General features: G+C 68.9%; 11 protein-coding genes. 3 read left to right on the top strand and 8 right to left on the bottom strand.

Features of this window, described 5'->3' with window-relative positions; all coding sequences use genetic code 11:
- Window positions 1-135: 135 nt before the first annotated feature.
- Window positions 136-1,902, bottom strand: a complete 1,767-nt coding sequence (gene arc / locus ACFXA3_RS03620; protein ID WP_385181355.1) for a proteasome ATPase — start codon at window positions 1,900-1,902, stop codon at window positions 136-138.
- Window positions 1,903-2,166: 264 nt separating this feature from the next.
- On the opposite strand from arc, the gene ACFXA3_RS03615 reads away from it, so the two are divergent.
- Window positions 2,167-2,487, top strand: coding sequence for a ferredoxin (locus tag ACFXA3_RS03615; protein WP_030860269.1), 321 nt, complete (start codon window positions 2,167-2,169; stop codon window positions 2,485-2,487).
- Between the two features lie 4 nt (window positions 2,488-2,491).
- On the opposite strand, the gene ACFXA3_RS03610 is transcribed toward ACFXA3_RS03615, so the two are convergent.
- The 3 genes from ACFXA3_RS03610 to ACFXA3_RS03600 all read right to left on the bottom strand — a co-directional run bounded on the left by ACFXA3_RS03610 (window position 2,492) and on the right by ACFXA3_RS03600 (window position 5,620).
- Window positions 2,492-3,094, bottom strand: coding sequence for a hypothetical protein (locus tag ACFXA3_RS03610; RefSeq protein WP_385181352.1), 603 nt, complete (start codon window positions 3,092-3,094; stop codon window positions 2,492-2,494).
- A gap of 216 nt (window positions 3,095-3,310) precedes the next feature.
- On the bottom strand, window positions 3,311-4,207 hold the full coding sequence (locus tag ACFXA3_RS03605; protein ID WP_033226525.1) for a tRNA (adenine-N1)-methyltransferase: 897 nt from the start codon (window positions 4,205-4,207) through the stop codon (window positions 3,311-3,313).
- Between the two features lie 18 nt (window positions 4,208-4,225).
- Entirely contained in the window at window positions 4,226-5,620 is a 1,395-nt protein-coding gene (locus ACFXA3_RS03600; RefSeq protein ID WP_385181349.1) for a site-2 protease family protein, read from the bottom strand.
- Between ACFXA3_RS03600 and ACFXA3_RS03595 the strand changes: the two genes are divergently transcribed.
- On the top strand, window positions 5,619-6,542 hold the full coding sequence (locus ACFXA3_RS03595) for a RecB family exonuclease (protein ID WP_385181347.1): 924 nt from the start codon (window positions 5,619-5,621) through the stop codon (window positions 6,540-6,542). The genes ACFXA3_RS03600 and ACFXA3_RS03595 overlap by 2 nt on opposite strands.
- Window positions 6,543-6,607: 65 nt before the next feature.
- Window positions 6,608-7,282: a response regulator transcription factor gene (locus ACFXA3_RS03590; protein WP_054226139.1), complete on the top strand. Its 675-nt coding sequence runs from the start codon at window positions 6,608-6,610 to the stop codon at window positions 7,280-7,282.
- A gap of 100 nt (window positions 7,283-7,382) precedes the next feature.
- On the opposite strand, the gene ACFXA3_RS03585 is transcribed toward ACFXA3_RS03590, so the two are convergent.
- From ACFXA3_RS03585 to metH, 4 genes are all read right to left on the bottom strand, one after another.
- Entirely contained in the window at window positions 7,383-8,963 is a 1,581-nt protein-coding gene (locus tag ACFXA3_RS03585) for an ABC transporter substrate-binding protein (RefSeq protein WP_385181344.1), read from the bottom strand.
- An 84-nt stretch (window positions 8,964-9,047) separates the two neighbouring features.
- Window positions 9,048-10,652 carry an ABC transporter substrate-binding protein gene (locus ACFXA3_RS03580; RefSeq protein WP_385181342.1) on the bottom strand — a complete coding sequence of 535 codons (1,605 nt, stop codon included), beginning with the start codon at window positions 10,650-10,652 and terminating at the stop codon, window positions 9,048-9,050.
- A gap of 480 nt (window positions 10,653-11,132) precedes the next feature.
- Window positions 11,133-11,834 (bottom strand): HAD family hydrolase, encoded by a 702-nt coding sequence (locus ACFXA3_RS03575; RefSeq protein WP_385181339.1) that lies wholly within the window; start codon window positions 11,832-11,834, stop codon window positions 11,133-11,135.
- A gap of 112 nt (window positions 11,835-11,946) precedes the next feature.
- A partial coding sequence (metH, locus tag ACFXA3_RS03570; protein WP_385181337.1) for a methionine synthase occupies window positions 11,947-14,981 on the bottom strand: 3,035 nt, incomplete at its 5' end.

Below are 14,981 nucleotides of genomic sequence, written 5' to 3'. Positions count from 1 at the left end.
CCCTAAACCCCCGGGGGGGGGGTTGTTTATTTTTATTCTTTTGTTTACCCCCCCCCACCCGCTAAACAAATACTCTTTCGATCCGGGGGGGGGGGGGGGGCGGCGGGGGCGCCCCCCCCCCGCCGCCCTGTTCGATCAGAGGTACTGACCGGTGTTTGCCACCGTGTCGATGGAGCGTCCGGTGTCCGCGCCCTGCTTTCCGGTGACGAGGGTGCGGATGAATACGATCCGCTCGCCCTTCTTGCCGGAGATCCGGGCCCAGTCGTCCGGGTTGGTGGTGTTGGGCAGGTCCTCGTTCTCCTTGAACTCGTCCACGCAGGCCTGGAGGAGGTGGGAGACGCGCAGGCCCTTCTGGTTGTGCTCCAGGAAGGCCTTGATGGCCATCTTCTTCGCCCGGTCCACGATGTTCTGGATCATGGCGCCGGAGTTGAAGTCCTTGAAGTAGAGGACTTCCTTGTCGCCGTTGGCGTACGTGACCTCGAGGAAGCGGTTTTCCTCGGTTTCGGCGTACATCTGCTCGACGACGGTCTGGATCATGCTGTGGACGGCGACCTCGGGCGAGCCGGAGTGCTCGGAGAGGTCGTCGGTGTGGAGCGGCAGCGAGGCCTTGAGGTACTTGGCGAAGATGTCCCTCGCCGCTTCGGCGTCGGGGCGCTCGATCTTGATCTTCACGTCGAGCCGGCCGGGGCGCAGGATGGCCGGGTCGATCATGTCCTCGCGGTTGGAGGCGCCGATGACGATGACGTTCTCCAGGCCTTCCACGCCGTCGATCTCGGCGAGCAGCTGGGGGACGATGGTGTTCTCGACGTCCGAGCTGACTCCGGATCCGCGGGTGCGGAAGAGGGATTCCATCTCGTCGAAGAAGACGATGACGGGGGTGCCTTCGCTCGCCTTCTCGCGGGCACGCTGGAAGACGAGGCGGATGTGCCGCTCGGTCTCGCCGACGTACTTGTTGAGGAGTTCGGGGCCCTTGATGTTCAGGAAGTAGGACTTCCCGGCGGGCTGGCCGGTCACCTCGGCGACCTTCTTGGCAAGGGAGTTGGCCACGGCCTTGGCGATGAGCGTCTTGCCGCAGCCGGGAGGGCCGTACAGCAGGATGCCCTTCGGGGGCCGCAGTTCGTGCTCCTTGAAGAGGTCGGGGTAGAGGTACGGGAGCTCGACCGCGTCGCGGATCAGCTCGATCTGGTCGCCCAGGCCGCCGATCTTGTCGTAGTCGATGTCGGGGACCTCTTCGAGGACGAGTTCTTCGACCTCGCTCTTGGGGACGACCTCGTAGACGTAGCCGGAGCGGGGTTCGAGCAGGAGGGCGTCGCCGGGGCGGATGGTGATGTCCAGGAGCGGCTCGGCGAGCCTCACCACCCTTTCCTCGTCGGTGTGCCCGACCACCAGGGCGCGCTCGCCGTCCTCGAGGATCTCCTTGAGGGTGACGATGTCCCCGGCCCGTTCGAACTCCATGGCCTCGACCACGTTGAGGGCCTCGTTGAGCATGACCTCCTGGCCGCGCCGGAGGTCTTCCGGGTCGACGCTGGGGCTGACGTTCACGCGGAGCTTGCGGCCGCCGGTGAAGATGTCGACGGTGCCGTCCTCGTTCGCCTGGAGGAAGACACCGAAGCCGGCCGGCGGCTGTGCGAGCCGGTCGACTTCCTCCTTGAGGGCGACGATCTGGTCGCGGGCCTCACGGAGCGTATTTGCCAGTCGCTCGTTTTGCGCGGAGACGCCGGCCAGGTTTGTCTGGAGCTCGACGATCCGCTCTTCGAGAATCCTCGTGTGTCGCGGAGAGTCGGCGAGCTTACGTCGCAGGACGGCGATTTCCTGCTCGAGATAGGCAACCTGGCCGGCGGGGTCCTCAGACCCTCGCCCCGGCCGGATGCCGCGGTTGATGTCGTCGTCGTGGGCTGCCACGGTCCTCACCTCCTCCAAGGGGAGCTGGACGCTTCCTGACCCTACCTGGGCTGGTGGTGATTGAAACCCCTAGATCACAAAGACGGTAGAGGTGTGTCCGATCTTCACCCTTGCGTACTCCCTCACGCCAAGGAAATACCCACCCATCAACATCGGAAAGCGGCCGGTTGTAAGGTCGAAGTGTTCAACACCCGTCAGGGCTCGCGCGACTTGCCGCGGCTCGTGGCGGCAACGGATCACTGAGCGCAGGGAACGGCAGGAGATATGACCGTGCAGCAGGAGGCTCCCACGGGTGGTGCCGGGCAGGCCGGAGAGCCGCTTGAGGTCTGGATCGACCAGGACCTCTGCACCGGTGACGGCATCTGCGTGCAGTACGCGCCGGAGGTGTTCGAGCTGGACATCGATGGTCTGGCGTACGTGAAGAGCCCGGAGGACGAGCTTCTGGTGGACGCGGGGGCGACGACTCCGGTTCCTCTGACGCTGCTGCAGGACGTGGTGGACTCGGCGAAGGAATGCCCGGGTGACTGCATCCACGTAAGGCGCGTTTCGGACAGGGTCGAGGTCTATGGTCCGGACGCGGAGTGACGGTTCAAACACTCCTGGCGTCTGAGTTCGTCAGCTCCTGGCGGAATTTTCCGCCGGTCCAGCGCCACTTGGCGAGCTGCTTCACGTCGGGGCTGTAGCGGGGCACCTGGGGCGAGGAGTAGCCGAGGAGACTGGCGGTGACGATGCCGTCGCGGACGGCGAGGTCGGTGGCGGTCTGCTTCTTGGCTGCCTCCAGCAGGGTCGCCACGACCCTGGGTGCGGAGCCGGGAGCCTTGTCCTGGGCGAGTACGTAGATCGCGTGGGGCGGGGTGCCGGATCCGGCGTCGCAGCGGACGGCCGCGACGGTCTCGGGCCGGCCGTCGCCGTCGAGGTCGCCCTCGGCGGTGGCCGTGACGGCCACGGGCAGGCCCTTGCAGTCGAGGGGGTAGGTGACCCGGGCGGGGTCGGGCGCGGGTGCGGGTGCGGCCCCGGGGCCGCTCGCGGGGGCGGCGGCGGGGCCGGTGGCCGAGGCGTCCGGCTGGATGAGTCCCGCGGCGGCGATGACGGCGGCCATGGCGGTGGCCGTGGCGAGCCAGTGGAGGGGCCTGGCGCTGCTGTGGGCCAGGGTGTCCAGGGTCGGCGTCAGCTCGGCGGGGCGGTGCGGCACGCGGGGTGTCTCCTGTGCGAACGGTGACGGGGAGCCAGCATCGTGCCACACCTCACACCGGGGTGGAACGGCCGGGTCCGTGTCGGCCGGGGCCGGTGTGGGAGGTCCCTGGTGGGACAACGAAAAGGGGGGGGGGGGGGGGGCGGGGGGGGGGGGGGGGCGCCCCCCCCCCCCCCCCGCCTTGGTGTTGGGTCGGCCGGGTGGCCTCGCCGTTGTCTAGGCGGAGCGGTCGCTGCCGGGTCCGTCGTAGTCCTCGCCGTAGGCGCCCTTGGCGGGGCGGCGGCGGCGCATGGGGGGCTCGACGCCGTCGGCGAGGCGGCGGGCGGTGACGAGGAAGCCGGTGTGGCCGATCATCCGGTGGTCCGGGCGGACGGCGAGGCCTTCCACGTGCCAGTTGCGGATCATCGATTCCCAGGGCTGCGGCTCGGCGAAGCAGCCGATCTCGCGGATGGACTCGACGGTCTTGGAGAGCTGGGTGGTGGTGGCCACGTAGCAGCAGAGGATGCCGCCGGGGACGAGGGCCTTCTTGACCGCCTCCAGGCACTCCCAGGGGGCGAGCATGTCGAGGATCACGCGGTCGACGTCGGTCTCGTCCAGGTTGTCCTGGAGGTCGCCCACGGTCAGCTTCCACGCCGGGTGGGGGCCGCCGAAGTAGCGCTCCACGTTGGCGGTGGCGATCTCGGCGAAGTCCGCGCGGCGCTCGTAGCTGTGGAGCATGCCCTGGTCGCCGATGGCGCGCAGCAGGAAGCTGCTCAGGGAGCCGGAGCCCACGCCCGCCTCCACGACGCGGGCGCCGGGGAAGATGTCGGCGAAGGCCAGGATCTGGCCCGCGTCCTTGGGGTAGACCACGGCGGCGCCGCGGGGCATGGACAGGACATAGTCGGGGAGCAGGGGACGCAGCGCGAGGTAGGCGACGTTGCCCGTGGTACGGACGACGCTTCCTTCGGGGGAGCCGATCAGCTCGTCGTGGGGGAAGGAACCCTTGTGGGTGTGGAAATTCTTCCCTGCTTCGAGCGTGAACGTGTAGTGGCGGCCCTTGGGGTCGGTGAGCTGAACCTGGTCCCCGACCTCGAAGGGCCCGCGTCGGCGGGCGGCACCGGTCGGTTCGGACATGTGACCAGTGTATTGGCTTCAGGACTGGGGCCGTGCCATGGCCTTCACGAAGGCCTTCTCGACGTCGAGGGTGGACAGGACGCCGTAGATCTCGCCGCCGGGTTCGAGGACGAGGTATTCGGTGGCGGGGGTGGCGCGGAGGTGGTCGAGGAGTTCTTCTCCGGAGAGTTCGGCGGAGACCTTCATCCCGTCGGTGAGCTCCTGGGCGAGGGTGCTGACGGCGACCCAGGGGCGGCGGTGTTCGGGGACGGAGGCGATGGCGGTCTCGCGGACGATGGAGAGCGGGTCGCCGTGGGCGTCGACGACGACGATGGCGCGGGCGCCGTGGGCGTTGGCGCGGCGCAGGGCTTCGGAGAGGGGGGTGGCGTTCTCGACGGGGACGGCGCGGCGGGTGAGGGTGCGGGCGCGCAGTTCGGGGAGGTGTTCGCGCAGGCGGGCCATGCGCAGGCTGTTGCCGGCGCCGGTCCAGATGATGGCGGCGAGGATCGCGGCGAGCAGGGCGTCCATGACGGTGTTCATGCCGGTGGATTCGATGGCGCCGCCGTCGGTGCCGAGGATGCCGGTGTGGGTGATCATCGGGAGGCCGATGAGGACGGCGACGGCGAGGGCGCGGCCGACCCAGGCGGCGGCGACGGTGCCGGTCATGGGTTTGCCGGTGATGCCCCAGATGACGGCGCGGAGCATGCGGCCGCCGTCGAGGGGGAGGCCGGGGAGCAGGTTGAACGCGGCGACGAGCAGGTTGGAGATCATCAGGCCGGCGAGCAGGACGCCGGGGACGGTGGCCGGGTCGACGAGGTCCATGCCGAGGTAGAAGGCGCCGGCGAGGAGGAGGGAGAGGAGGGGGCCGACGAAGGCGAGGACGAATTCGCGGCCGGGGGTCTCGGATTCCTTCTCGATCTCGGAGACGCCGCCGAAGAACTGGAGCTGGATGCGGCGGACGGGGAGTTTGAAGCGGAGGGCGGCGACGGTGTGGGCGAGTTCGTGGACGAGGACGGAGGCGTAGAAGGCGACGGCGAAGAAGAGGGAGACGAGGTAGCGGGCGGGGCCGAGGTCGGGCAGGACGCGGTCGAGCTGGTCGCCGAAGACCCAGGTGATGAGGGCGGCGACGAGGAACCAGCTGGGCGAGACGTAGACGGGTACGCCGAAGGGGCGGCCCATGAGGATGCCGCCGCCCGGTCCGGAGCGCTTGTCTGCGCGCTCGCCGGTTTCGTCGGTGTCTGCCACGGCTGTCCTTCGTTCGGTGCTGTCCGGCGGGTTGCGGCCGGCGGTGCTTTCAGTGTGGTCCAGGTGCACGGTCGGTGCGGGGCGGGGTGGCTGGTGGCGCGGTGTGATGCTCCGATCATGCAGTGCGATGGGGGTCGGCGTCGATGGTATGCGCGTGCTGTCGGTGGCGGGTCGTAGGGTTTTGTCCATGACGACGAGCCCCGGTCAGGTTCCTGGCGCAGCGGATGCTGCGGATGCCGATGCAGCCCCGCGTGCTGTGGCGCCTTCCTCGCTCTCCCCTTCGCGGGCGAGCGATTTCATGCAGTGCCCGTTGCTGTACCGGTTCCGGGTGATCGACAGGCTTCCGGAGAAGCCGAGTGCGGCGGCGACGCGGGGGACGCTGGTGCATGCGGTGCTGGAGCGGTTGTTCGATCATCCGGCGCAGGAGCGGACGGCGCCGCGGGCGAAGGCGTTGGTCCCGGGGCAGTGGGACCGGCTGCTGGAGTCGAGGCCGGAGCTGGCGGAGCTGTTTCCCGAGGGGGACGAGGGGGCGGCTCTGGCGCGGTGGCTGACGGAGGCCGAGGCGCTGGTGGAGCGGTGGTTCACGTTGGAGGACCCGACGCGGCTGGAGCCGGTGGAGCGGGAGTTCTTCGTGGAGACGGAGCTGGATTCGGGGTTGCGGCTGCGGGGGATCATCGACCGGGTGGACGTGGCGCCGTCGGGTGAGGTGCGGATCGTCGACTACAAGACGGGCAAGGCGCCGCGGCCGGAGTACGCCGAGGGTGCGCTGTTCCAGATGAAGTTCTACGCGCTGGTGGTGTGGCGGCTGAAGCGGGTGGTGCCGCGGCGGCTGCAGCTGGTGTATCTGGGCAGTGGGGACGTGCTGACGTACGACCCGGTGATCGCGGATCTGGAGCGGGTGGAGCGCAAGCTGCTGGCGCTGTGGGAGGCGATCAGGGAGGCGACGGAGACGGGTGAGTGGCGGCCGCGGCCGACGAAGCTGTGCGGCTGGTGTGATCATCGGGCGGTGTGTCCGGAGTTCGGCGGGACTCCCCCGGTCTATCCGCTGGCGGTGATCCCGAGGCCGTCGTCGGGCGAGGGGGCGGGGGCGGGCCGCCCGGAGGAATCCTGACGGGCCGATCAGGGCAGAATGGGCGGCGTCCGTCGATGCCGCCGTACGAATTCGAGGTACCTCCCGTGGCGATCCGCGTCCTACTGGTCGACGACCAGCCGCTGCTGCGCACCGGTTTCCGGATGATCCTGGAGGCCGAACAGGACCTGGCGGTCGTCGGTGAGGCCGGGGACGGTCTGCAGGCGCTGGACCAGGTGCGGGCGCTGCAGCCCGATGTGGTGCTGATGGACATCCGGATGCCGCGGATGGACGGGGTGGAGGCGACCCGGCAGATCACGGGTCCGGGGCGGGACGGGCCGGCGAAGGTCTTGGTGCTGACCACGTTCGATCTGGACGAGTACGTGGTGGAGGCGCTGCGGGCGGGGGCGAGCGGGTTCCTGCTGAAGGATGCGCCGGCCGTGGAGCTGGTGCAGGCGATCCGGGTGGTGGCGGGCGGTGAGGCGATGCTCGCGCCGAGCATCACGCGGCGGCTGCTGGACAAGTACGCGGGGCACCTGCCGTCGGGTGAGGAGAGCGTGCCCGACACCTTGGGCACGTTGACCGAGCGGGAGGTCGAGGTGCTGAAGCTGGTGGCGCGCGGTCTGTCGAACGCGGAGATCGCGGCGGACCTGTTCGTGAGCGAGACGACCGTGAAGACGCATGTGGGGCACGTGCTGACGAAGCTGGGTCTGCGTGACCGGGTGCAGGCGGCGGTGTACGCGTACGAGAGCGGTCTGGTGCGGCCGGGGGCGGGTCAGTAGCGCACGCGCCGGGTCCCGTGCGCAGCGCGTGCGGGGCAGGCCGAAGGGGCCCGCTGGCGCTTGGTGCGGTGGCCGGCCCCTTCGGTCGTGCGGGTGTGGCTCAGCCCTTGCTGATCTCCCAGAAGCGGAAGACGGTGGAGGCGTCGAGGGACCACTGCAGGCCGGTCACGTTCTGGCGGGTGACGGCGTACTGCTTGCCCTGCCAGAGCGGGAGGATCGGGATCTCGTCGGCGACGATGTCCTGGAGGCGGTTGTAGTCGGTGGTGGCCGCGGTGCGGTCGGACTTCGCGGAGGTCGACGGGATGATGGTCCCGCTGATCTCCTTGTTGTCGTAGTTGTTGTGCAGGACGTTGTCCGGGCCGAAGAACGGCTGGGTGAAGTTGTCGGCGTCCGGGTAGTCGGGGACCCAGCCCTTGACGTACACGCCGTACTTGCCGTCCTGGATGTCCTTCTCGTACTGCGCGAACTCGATGGACTTGACGTCGGCGTCGAAGAGTCCGCTCTCGTTGAGCTGCTTGGCGATGAGCTGGAACTCCTGGTCCGTGGAGGGACCGTAGCGGGAGGGCGTCGAGTACAGGGTGATCTTCACCTTGTCCTTGATGCCCGCGGCGCGCAGGACGGCTTCGGCCTTCTTGGGCTGGGGGCTGCCGCCGTAGCGGTCGAAGAAGGCGGTGTTGTGCGAGCCGATGCCGGCGGGGACGATCGAGTACAGCGAGGTCGCGGTGCCGTCGTAGACGTCCTTGACGAGCGCTTCGCGGTCGACGAGGTAGGCGATGGCCTTGCGGATGGGGAGCTTGCCGGCGACCGGGTCGTTCATGTTGAAGACGAGGTGCTCGACTTCGGCGCCGGTGCCCTGGACGACCTCGACCTTGTGGTCGCCGGTCTTGGTGGAGGACAGGCTGGCGATGTCCTTGGCGGCGAGTCCGCGGAAGGCGAAGTCGACCTCTCCGCTTTCGAGGACCTTCTTGAGGGCGGCCTGGTCCTCGTTGAAGAACTTGAGGGTGACGCCGGTGTTCTTCGCCTTGGCCTTGCCGCTGTAGGAGCTGTTGACGGAGAAGTTGGCGCTCTTCTCGTTGATCGAGTCCAGCTTGTAGACGCCGGAGCCGATGGCCTTGCCGTCGGTGCGGAGCTTGTCGGCCGGGTACTCGCTGTGGTCGACGATGGAGCCCGCGCCCGATGCGATCTTGCTGGGGAAGGTCGCGTCGGACGTCTTGAGGCGGAAGACGATGGACTTGTCGTCGGGGGTGTCGATGCCTGCGATCGAGGACAGCATCACGGCGGGGCCGTTGGCGTCATTGATCTTCAGCGTGCGCTCGAAGGAGAACTTGACGTCCTTGGAGGTGAGGGCGTTGCCGTTGCTGAACTTCAGGCCGGCACGCAGGGTGCACTTGTAGACCTTGCTGTCGGCGCCGTCGAAGTTGCAGCTCTGCGCGGCGTCCGGCTCCGGCGTGGTGCCGCCCTTGGGGAAGCTCAGCAGGGACTGGAAGACGTTGTTGAAGAGCAGCCAGGATCCCGGGTCGTAACCCGAGGCGGGGTCGATGGACTTGACCTTGTCGGATATGCCCATGACCACGCCCTTGCCGCCTTCGGCGGCGGGGCCATCGGTCGAACCGCAACCGCTGAGCAGCGCGGCGGCGGTGGCTGCGCCGAGCGGGGCCGCCAGCCACTGGTTACGTCTCATCACGCGAACGTCCTTCACAGTCTCACTGAATCGTTGCGCCGGCCTGCGACACCCGCCGCCGGTTGCTGCCGGTTGCTGCCGGTCTCAGCCGCTGACTCCGCGGCCGAGTTCCCACAGCTGGAGGTCGGAGATGGCGTTGACCGACCACTCCACTCCGGTGATCCCGTCGCGTGCGGCGACGTACTGCTTGCCCTGCCACAGGGGCAGGACGGGCACGTCCTCGGCGACGATGTCCTGCATCTCCGTGATCGCGGGGACGGCGACGTTGCGGTCGACGGCGCGCCGGGATTCGGGGATGAGCTTGGTGCGCACCGTGTTGTTGGCGTACGGCGTGCCCAGGAAGTTGTCCTGCTCCAGGAAGGGAGCGAGGAAGTTGTCGGCGTCCGGGTAGTCGGGGAACCAGCCGAGCCCGTAGGCGGCGTAGTCGCCCTTCTTCTGCGCGGGCCGGAAGTCGGACCAGTCGGAGCCCTGGACGGTGATGTCGAACAGCTGGGTGGAGTTCAGCTGGTTCTTCAGGGTCTCGAACTCGGTGGCCGTGCCGTCGCCGTAGTGGTCCTTGGTGTAGTTCAGCGTCAGCTTGACCGGGGTCTTGATCCCGGCGGCCTTCAGCAGGTCGGCGGCCTTCGCGGTGTTGGCCTCGCCGTACTTGTTGAAGAAGGAGTTGACGTGTCCGGTGACGGCGGTGGGGACCAGCGAGTACAGGGGCTGCGCGGCCTTGCCGTAGACCTTGTCGATGATCGCGTTGCGGTCGACGGCGGCGGCGAGGGCCTGGCGGACGGCCTTGTCCTTGACGGTGGGGGCGTCCGTGTTGAAGCCGATGTAGCGGATCTCCAGGCCGGGCATGGGGACCAGCTTGACGCCCTTGGGCGGCTTGGCGGCGAACTCGGTGATCTGGGCGGGCGACAGGGTGCGGGAGACCATGGAGATGGATCCGGCGGTGAGTGCCTTGCCCATGGCCGCGGAGTCGTCGAAGGTGCGCAGTTCGACCTTGTCGTTCTGCAGCTTGAGGTCGCCCTTGTAGTTCGGGTTCTTGGTGAAGATCGCCCGGACGAGGTGGTTGTCCTTGACCTCGGCCTTCATCGTGTAGGGGCCGGAACCGTCGACGGCGAAGCCCTCGCGGAGCTTCTTGGCGTCGTAGTTCTTCTCGCTGACGATGCCGGTGGCGGGCGTGGAGAGCTTGTACGGGAAGGTCGCGTCCGGGGTCTTCAGGTGGAAGACGACGGTGTCGGCGGCCTTCGCCTCGATGGTGTCGATGGTGGACAGCAGCGAGGAGGGGCCGTTCTCGTCCTTGATGGCGAGGACGCGCTCGATGGAGAACTTGACGTCCTTGGCGGTGAGCGGCTCGCCGTCGGCGAACTTCAGGCCGGGGCGCAGGGTGCAGCGGTAGCTTTCGTTGCCCGTGTCGGTGAAGCGGCAGTCGGAGGCTGCTTCGGGGACGGGCTGGCCGCCGCCGCGGGGGGTGTGCATCAGCGTCTGGACGGTCTGCCGCAGGACGTTCCAGGCGCCGGCGTCGTAGGCGTAGGCCGGGTCGAACGGTGCGGGAGCGTAGTCGGCTGCCTCGAACCGGTCGGTGGTTCCGACGACGATCGCTCCGGATCCTGCTCCGCCGCCGCTCGTGCTGCCGCATGCGGCGAGCGCGGGGGTGAGCAGTCCGGCCGCAGCCGTCAGCACCAGGGTCTTGCGGTTCATGCTGGAAGTACTCCCTTGACCGGCACTTGCTCAAAGCGGCGTAAAGGGCACTTCGCGGCGGTCGCCCGTTCAGGGCGGAACGATCGGGCCGGTGTTGTGACGATCGGTCCACGCCGTTCCGGCACGTGGGTGTGCGTCCGGTGCGGCAGAGGTGCGGCGTAGTGCCCGCGTCGACATTAGTGGCCTGGGACGGGATGGCTTGAACTGGCAGGACTTGGGCCGTAATCGCACGGTGATGGGTGCGGACTGCCTGTCTATGTAGGAGTCACCGCAGATTCGGTCAGGAGCTGATCAATCCGGACACAAGGGAAGGTTTCCGGGGCCCCCGACAGGTCCGTCGGGGGCTTGGCGGGTGACAAAGGTCACCCGAGAGAACGGCCACCGAAAGGATGGAATTTCAGCCTCCGGGCCATGGAACGGAAGATCCTTCCGCGGGACCAGGGGCAGGGGGTCATTCCGTTCGGCACTGAGCGTGCGCGGTTAGTTCATCGGAGTGATGAGGGAGCGCAGGAAGGGGAGGTCGACGTCCTCCAGCGAGCGGACGATGGTGCGGCCCGGGCCGGGCGGGATCACGCCGACGGAGGGCACGGCCACGACCCGGCAGCCGGCCGCCTCGGCGGAGGCGACGCCGGTCGCGGTGTCCTCGATGACCGCGCAGCGCGAGGGGTGGGCGCCGAGGGTGCGGGCGGCGAGCAGGTACGGGTCGGGGTGCGGCTTGGTACGGGTCACCTCGTCGCCGGCCACGCTGAGCGCGAACCGCTCGGGGCCCAGGGTGAGCAGCACCCGGTCGATGACCCGGCGGTGCGATGCGGAGACCAGGGCGGTGGGCACGTTGTGCCGGGCCAGCTCGGCCAGCAGCCGCTCGGCGCCGGGCATCAGCGGGACCTGCTCGGCGATCCGCTCCTCGAAGCGCTCGTTGAGCAGGACGGTAAGCTCGGCCAGATTGATGGCGGCGCCGGTGGACTCGATGAGGAAGGCCGCGCTGCGGGTCATGGGGCCGCCGACGACGACGTCGCGCCAGGCCTCGTCGAGCCGGTGTCCGAGTGCGCCGAAGACGTCCACCTCGATCTCCCACCAGAAGCCCTCGGTGTCGACGAGGGTGCCGTCCATGTCCAGCAACACCGCCTGGAGGGCATGCCCGTCGGCCGTACGGGCGACGGGGGCGGGAACGGTGCTGGTCATCCGGCACACCTCTCTCAGAGGACGAGAAGGCCGGCCGCCTTCCACCCGTGGGGAACTCCCCCGGTGATCAGGCGACCGGCCTGTGGGACCGTCAAGTGTACGTCGCTCGGCCTCAGCGTGCGTTGAAATACTTCGCTTCGGGGTGGTGGATGACGATCGCGTCGGTGGACTGCTCCGGATGGAGCTGGAACTCCTCGGAGAGGTGGACCCCGATCCGCTCCGGCTGGAGGAGGTCGGCGATCTTCGCGCGGTCCTCCAGATCGGGGCAGGCGCCGTAGCCCAGCGAGAAGCGAGCGCCGCGGTACTTCAGGTCGAACATGTCCTCGACCGCGGCCGGGTCCTCGCCGCCGAAGCCGAGCTCGGCGCGGACGCGGGCGTGCCAGTACTCGGCCATGGCCTCGGCGAGCTGGACCGACAGGCCGTGCAGCTCCAGGTACTCGCGGTACGAGTCGGACTCGAACAGCTTCGCGGTGGCCTCGCCGATCCTCGACCCGACGGTCACCACCTGGAGGCCGACCACGTCGGTCTCGCCGGACTCCTCCGGGCGGAAGAAGTCCGCGAGGCACAGCCGGCGGCCGCGGCGCTGGCGCGGGAAGGTGAAGCGGGTCCGCTCGTTGCCCTGTTCGTCCAGGATGATCAGGTCGTCGCCCTTGGACACGCAGGGGAAGTACCCGTAGACGACCGCGGCTTCCAGCAGGTTCTCGGTGTGCAGCTTCTCCAGGAGGCCGCGCAGCCGCGGTCGGCCCTCGCTCTCGACGAGCTCCTCGTACGTGGCCCCGCCGGCGCGGGCCTGCTTGAGGCCCCACTGGCCCTTGAACAGCGCGCCCTCGTCCAGCCAGGAGGCGTAGTCCTTGAGCGGGATGCCCTTGACCACGCGGGTACCCCAGAACGGCGGGGTGGGGACCGGGTTGTCGACGGCCACGTCGGAGCGGCCGCCGGGCTCCTGCGGCTCGTCCGCCGCGGCGGCCGGGGTGTCCCGCTTGGCGACCCGGCGCTGCTTGAGCTCGGGCAGGGAGGCGCCCGGGACGCCGCGCTTGACGGCGATCAGGGCGTCCATCAGGCGCAGGCCCTCGAACGCGTCGCGGGCGTAGCGGACCTCGCCCTCGTAGATCTCGTGGAGGTCCTGCTCGACGTAGGCACGGGTGAGGGCCGCGCCGCCGAGGATGACCGGGTAGTCGGCCGCCAGCTTGCGCTGGTTGAGCTCCTCCAGGTTCTCCTTCATGATCACGGTCGACTTCACGAGGAGGCCGGACATGCCGATGACGTCGGCCTTGTGTTCCTGCGCGGCTTCGAGGATCGCGGAGACCGGCTGCTTGATGCCGATGTTGACGACGTTGTAGCCGTTGTTGGTCAGGATGATGTCGACGAGGTTCTTGCCGATGTCGTGGACGTCGCCGCGGACGGTGGCGAGCACGATGGTGCCCTTGCCCTCGTCGTCGGTCTTCTCCATGTGCGGTTCGAGGAAGGCGACCGCCGTCTTCATCACCTCGGCGGACTGGAGCACGAACGGCAGCTGCATCTGGCCGGAGCCGAACAGCTCGCCGACGACCTTCATGCCCTCCAGGAGGGTGTCGTTGACGATGTCGAGCGCGGCCCTGGTCTGCAGCGCCTCGTCGAGGTCGGCCTCCAGGCCGTTCTTCTCGCCGTCGATGATGCGGCGCTGGAGCCGCTCGTCGAGCGGGAGCGCGAGGAGCTCCTCGGCGCGGCCGGCCTTGAGGGACTTGGTGTTGACGCCCTCGAAGAGGGCCATCAGCTTCTGGAGCGGGTCGTAGCCCTCGGTGCGGCGGTCGTGGATCAGGTCCAGGGCCGTGTTGACCTGCTCCTCGTCGAAGCGTGCGATGGGCAGGATCTTCGAGGCGTGCACGATCGCCGAGTCCAGTCCGGCCTTGACGCACTCGTCGAGGAAGACCGAGTTCAGCAGCACGCGGGCGGCCGGGTTCAGGCCGAAGGAGATGTTGGACAGGCCGAGCGTGGTCTGGACGTCCGGGTGGCGGCGCTTGAGTTCGCGGATCGACTCGATCGTCGCGATGCCGTCCTTTCGGGACTCCTCCTGGCCGGTGCAGATGGTGAAGGTCAGCGTGTCGATGAGGATGTCCGACTCGCTGATGCCCCAGTTGCCGGTCAGATCGGCGATCAGGCGTTCGGCGATGGCGACCTTGTGCTCGACGGTGCGGGCCTGGCCCTCCTCGTCGATGGTCAGCGCGATCAGCGCCGCGCCGTGCTCCCGGGCCAGCCGGGTGACCTTCGCGAAGCGGGAGTCCGGGCCGTCGCCGTCCTCGTAGTTCACCGAGTTGATGACGGCGCGGCCGCCCAGCTTCTCCAGGCCCGCCTGGATGACGGGGACCTCGGTGGAGTCCAGGACGATCGGCAGCGTCGAGGCCGTCGCGAAGCGCCCGGCGAGCTCCAGCATGTCGGCGACGCCGTCGCGGCCGACGTAGTCCACGCACAGGTCGAGCATGTGCGCGCCCTCGCGGATCTGGTCGCGGGCCATCTCGACGCAGTCGTCCCAGCGGGCGTCGAGCATGGCCTCGCGGAACTTCTTCGAGCCGTTCGCGTTCGTCCGCTCGCCGATCGCCATGTACGCGGTGTCCTGGCGGAACGGGACGGTCTGGTACAGCGAGGAGGCGCCGGGCTCCGGACGGGGCTCGCGGACGGCCGGGCTCAGGCCGCGGACCCGCTCGACGACCTGGCGCAGGTGCTCCGGCGTCGTGCCGCAGCAGCCGCCGACGAGGGAGAGCCCGTACTCGCGGACGAAGGTCTCCTGGGCGTCGGCGAGCTCGGGGGCGGACAGCGGGTAGTGCGCGCCGTTCTTGCCGAGGACGGGCAGGCCGGCGTTGGGCATGCAGGAGAGCGGGATCCGCGCGTTGCGGGCGAGGTAGCGCAGGTGCTCGCTCATCTCGGCGGGGCCGGTGGCGCAGTTCAGGCCGATCATGTCGATGCCGAGCGGCTCCAGCGCGGTCAGCGCGGCGCCGATCTCGGAGCCCAGCAGCATGGTGCCGGTGGTCTCGACGGTGACGGAGCAGATCAGCGGGACGGTGACGCCGAGGGCCTCCATCGCGCGGCGGGCGCCGATGACGGAGGACTTGGTCTGCAGCAGGTCCTGGGTGGTCTCGACGAGCAGGGCGTCGGCCCCCCCGGAGAGCAGGC

The sequence above is a fragment of the Streptomyces sp. NPDC059456 genome (genome assembly GCF_042750055.1).
In the GTDB taxonomy this organism is placed as follows: Bacteria; Actinomycetota; Actinomycetes; order Streptomycetales; family Streptomycetaceae; genus Streptomyces.
This window is presented reverse-complemented; position numbering and strand designations above follow the sequence as displayed.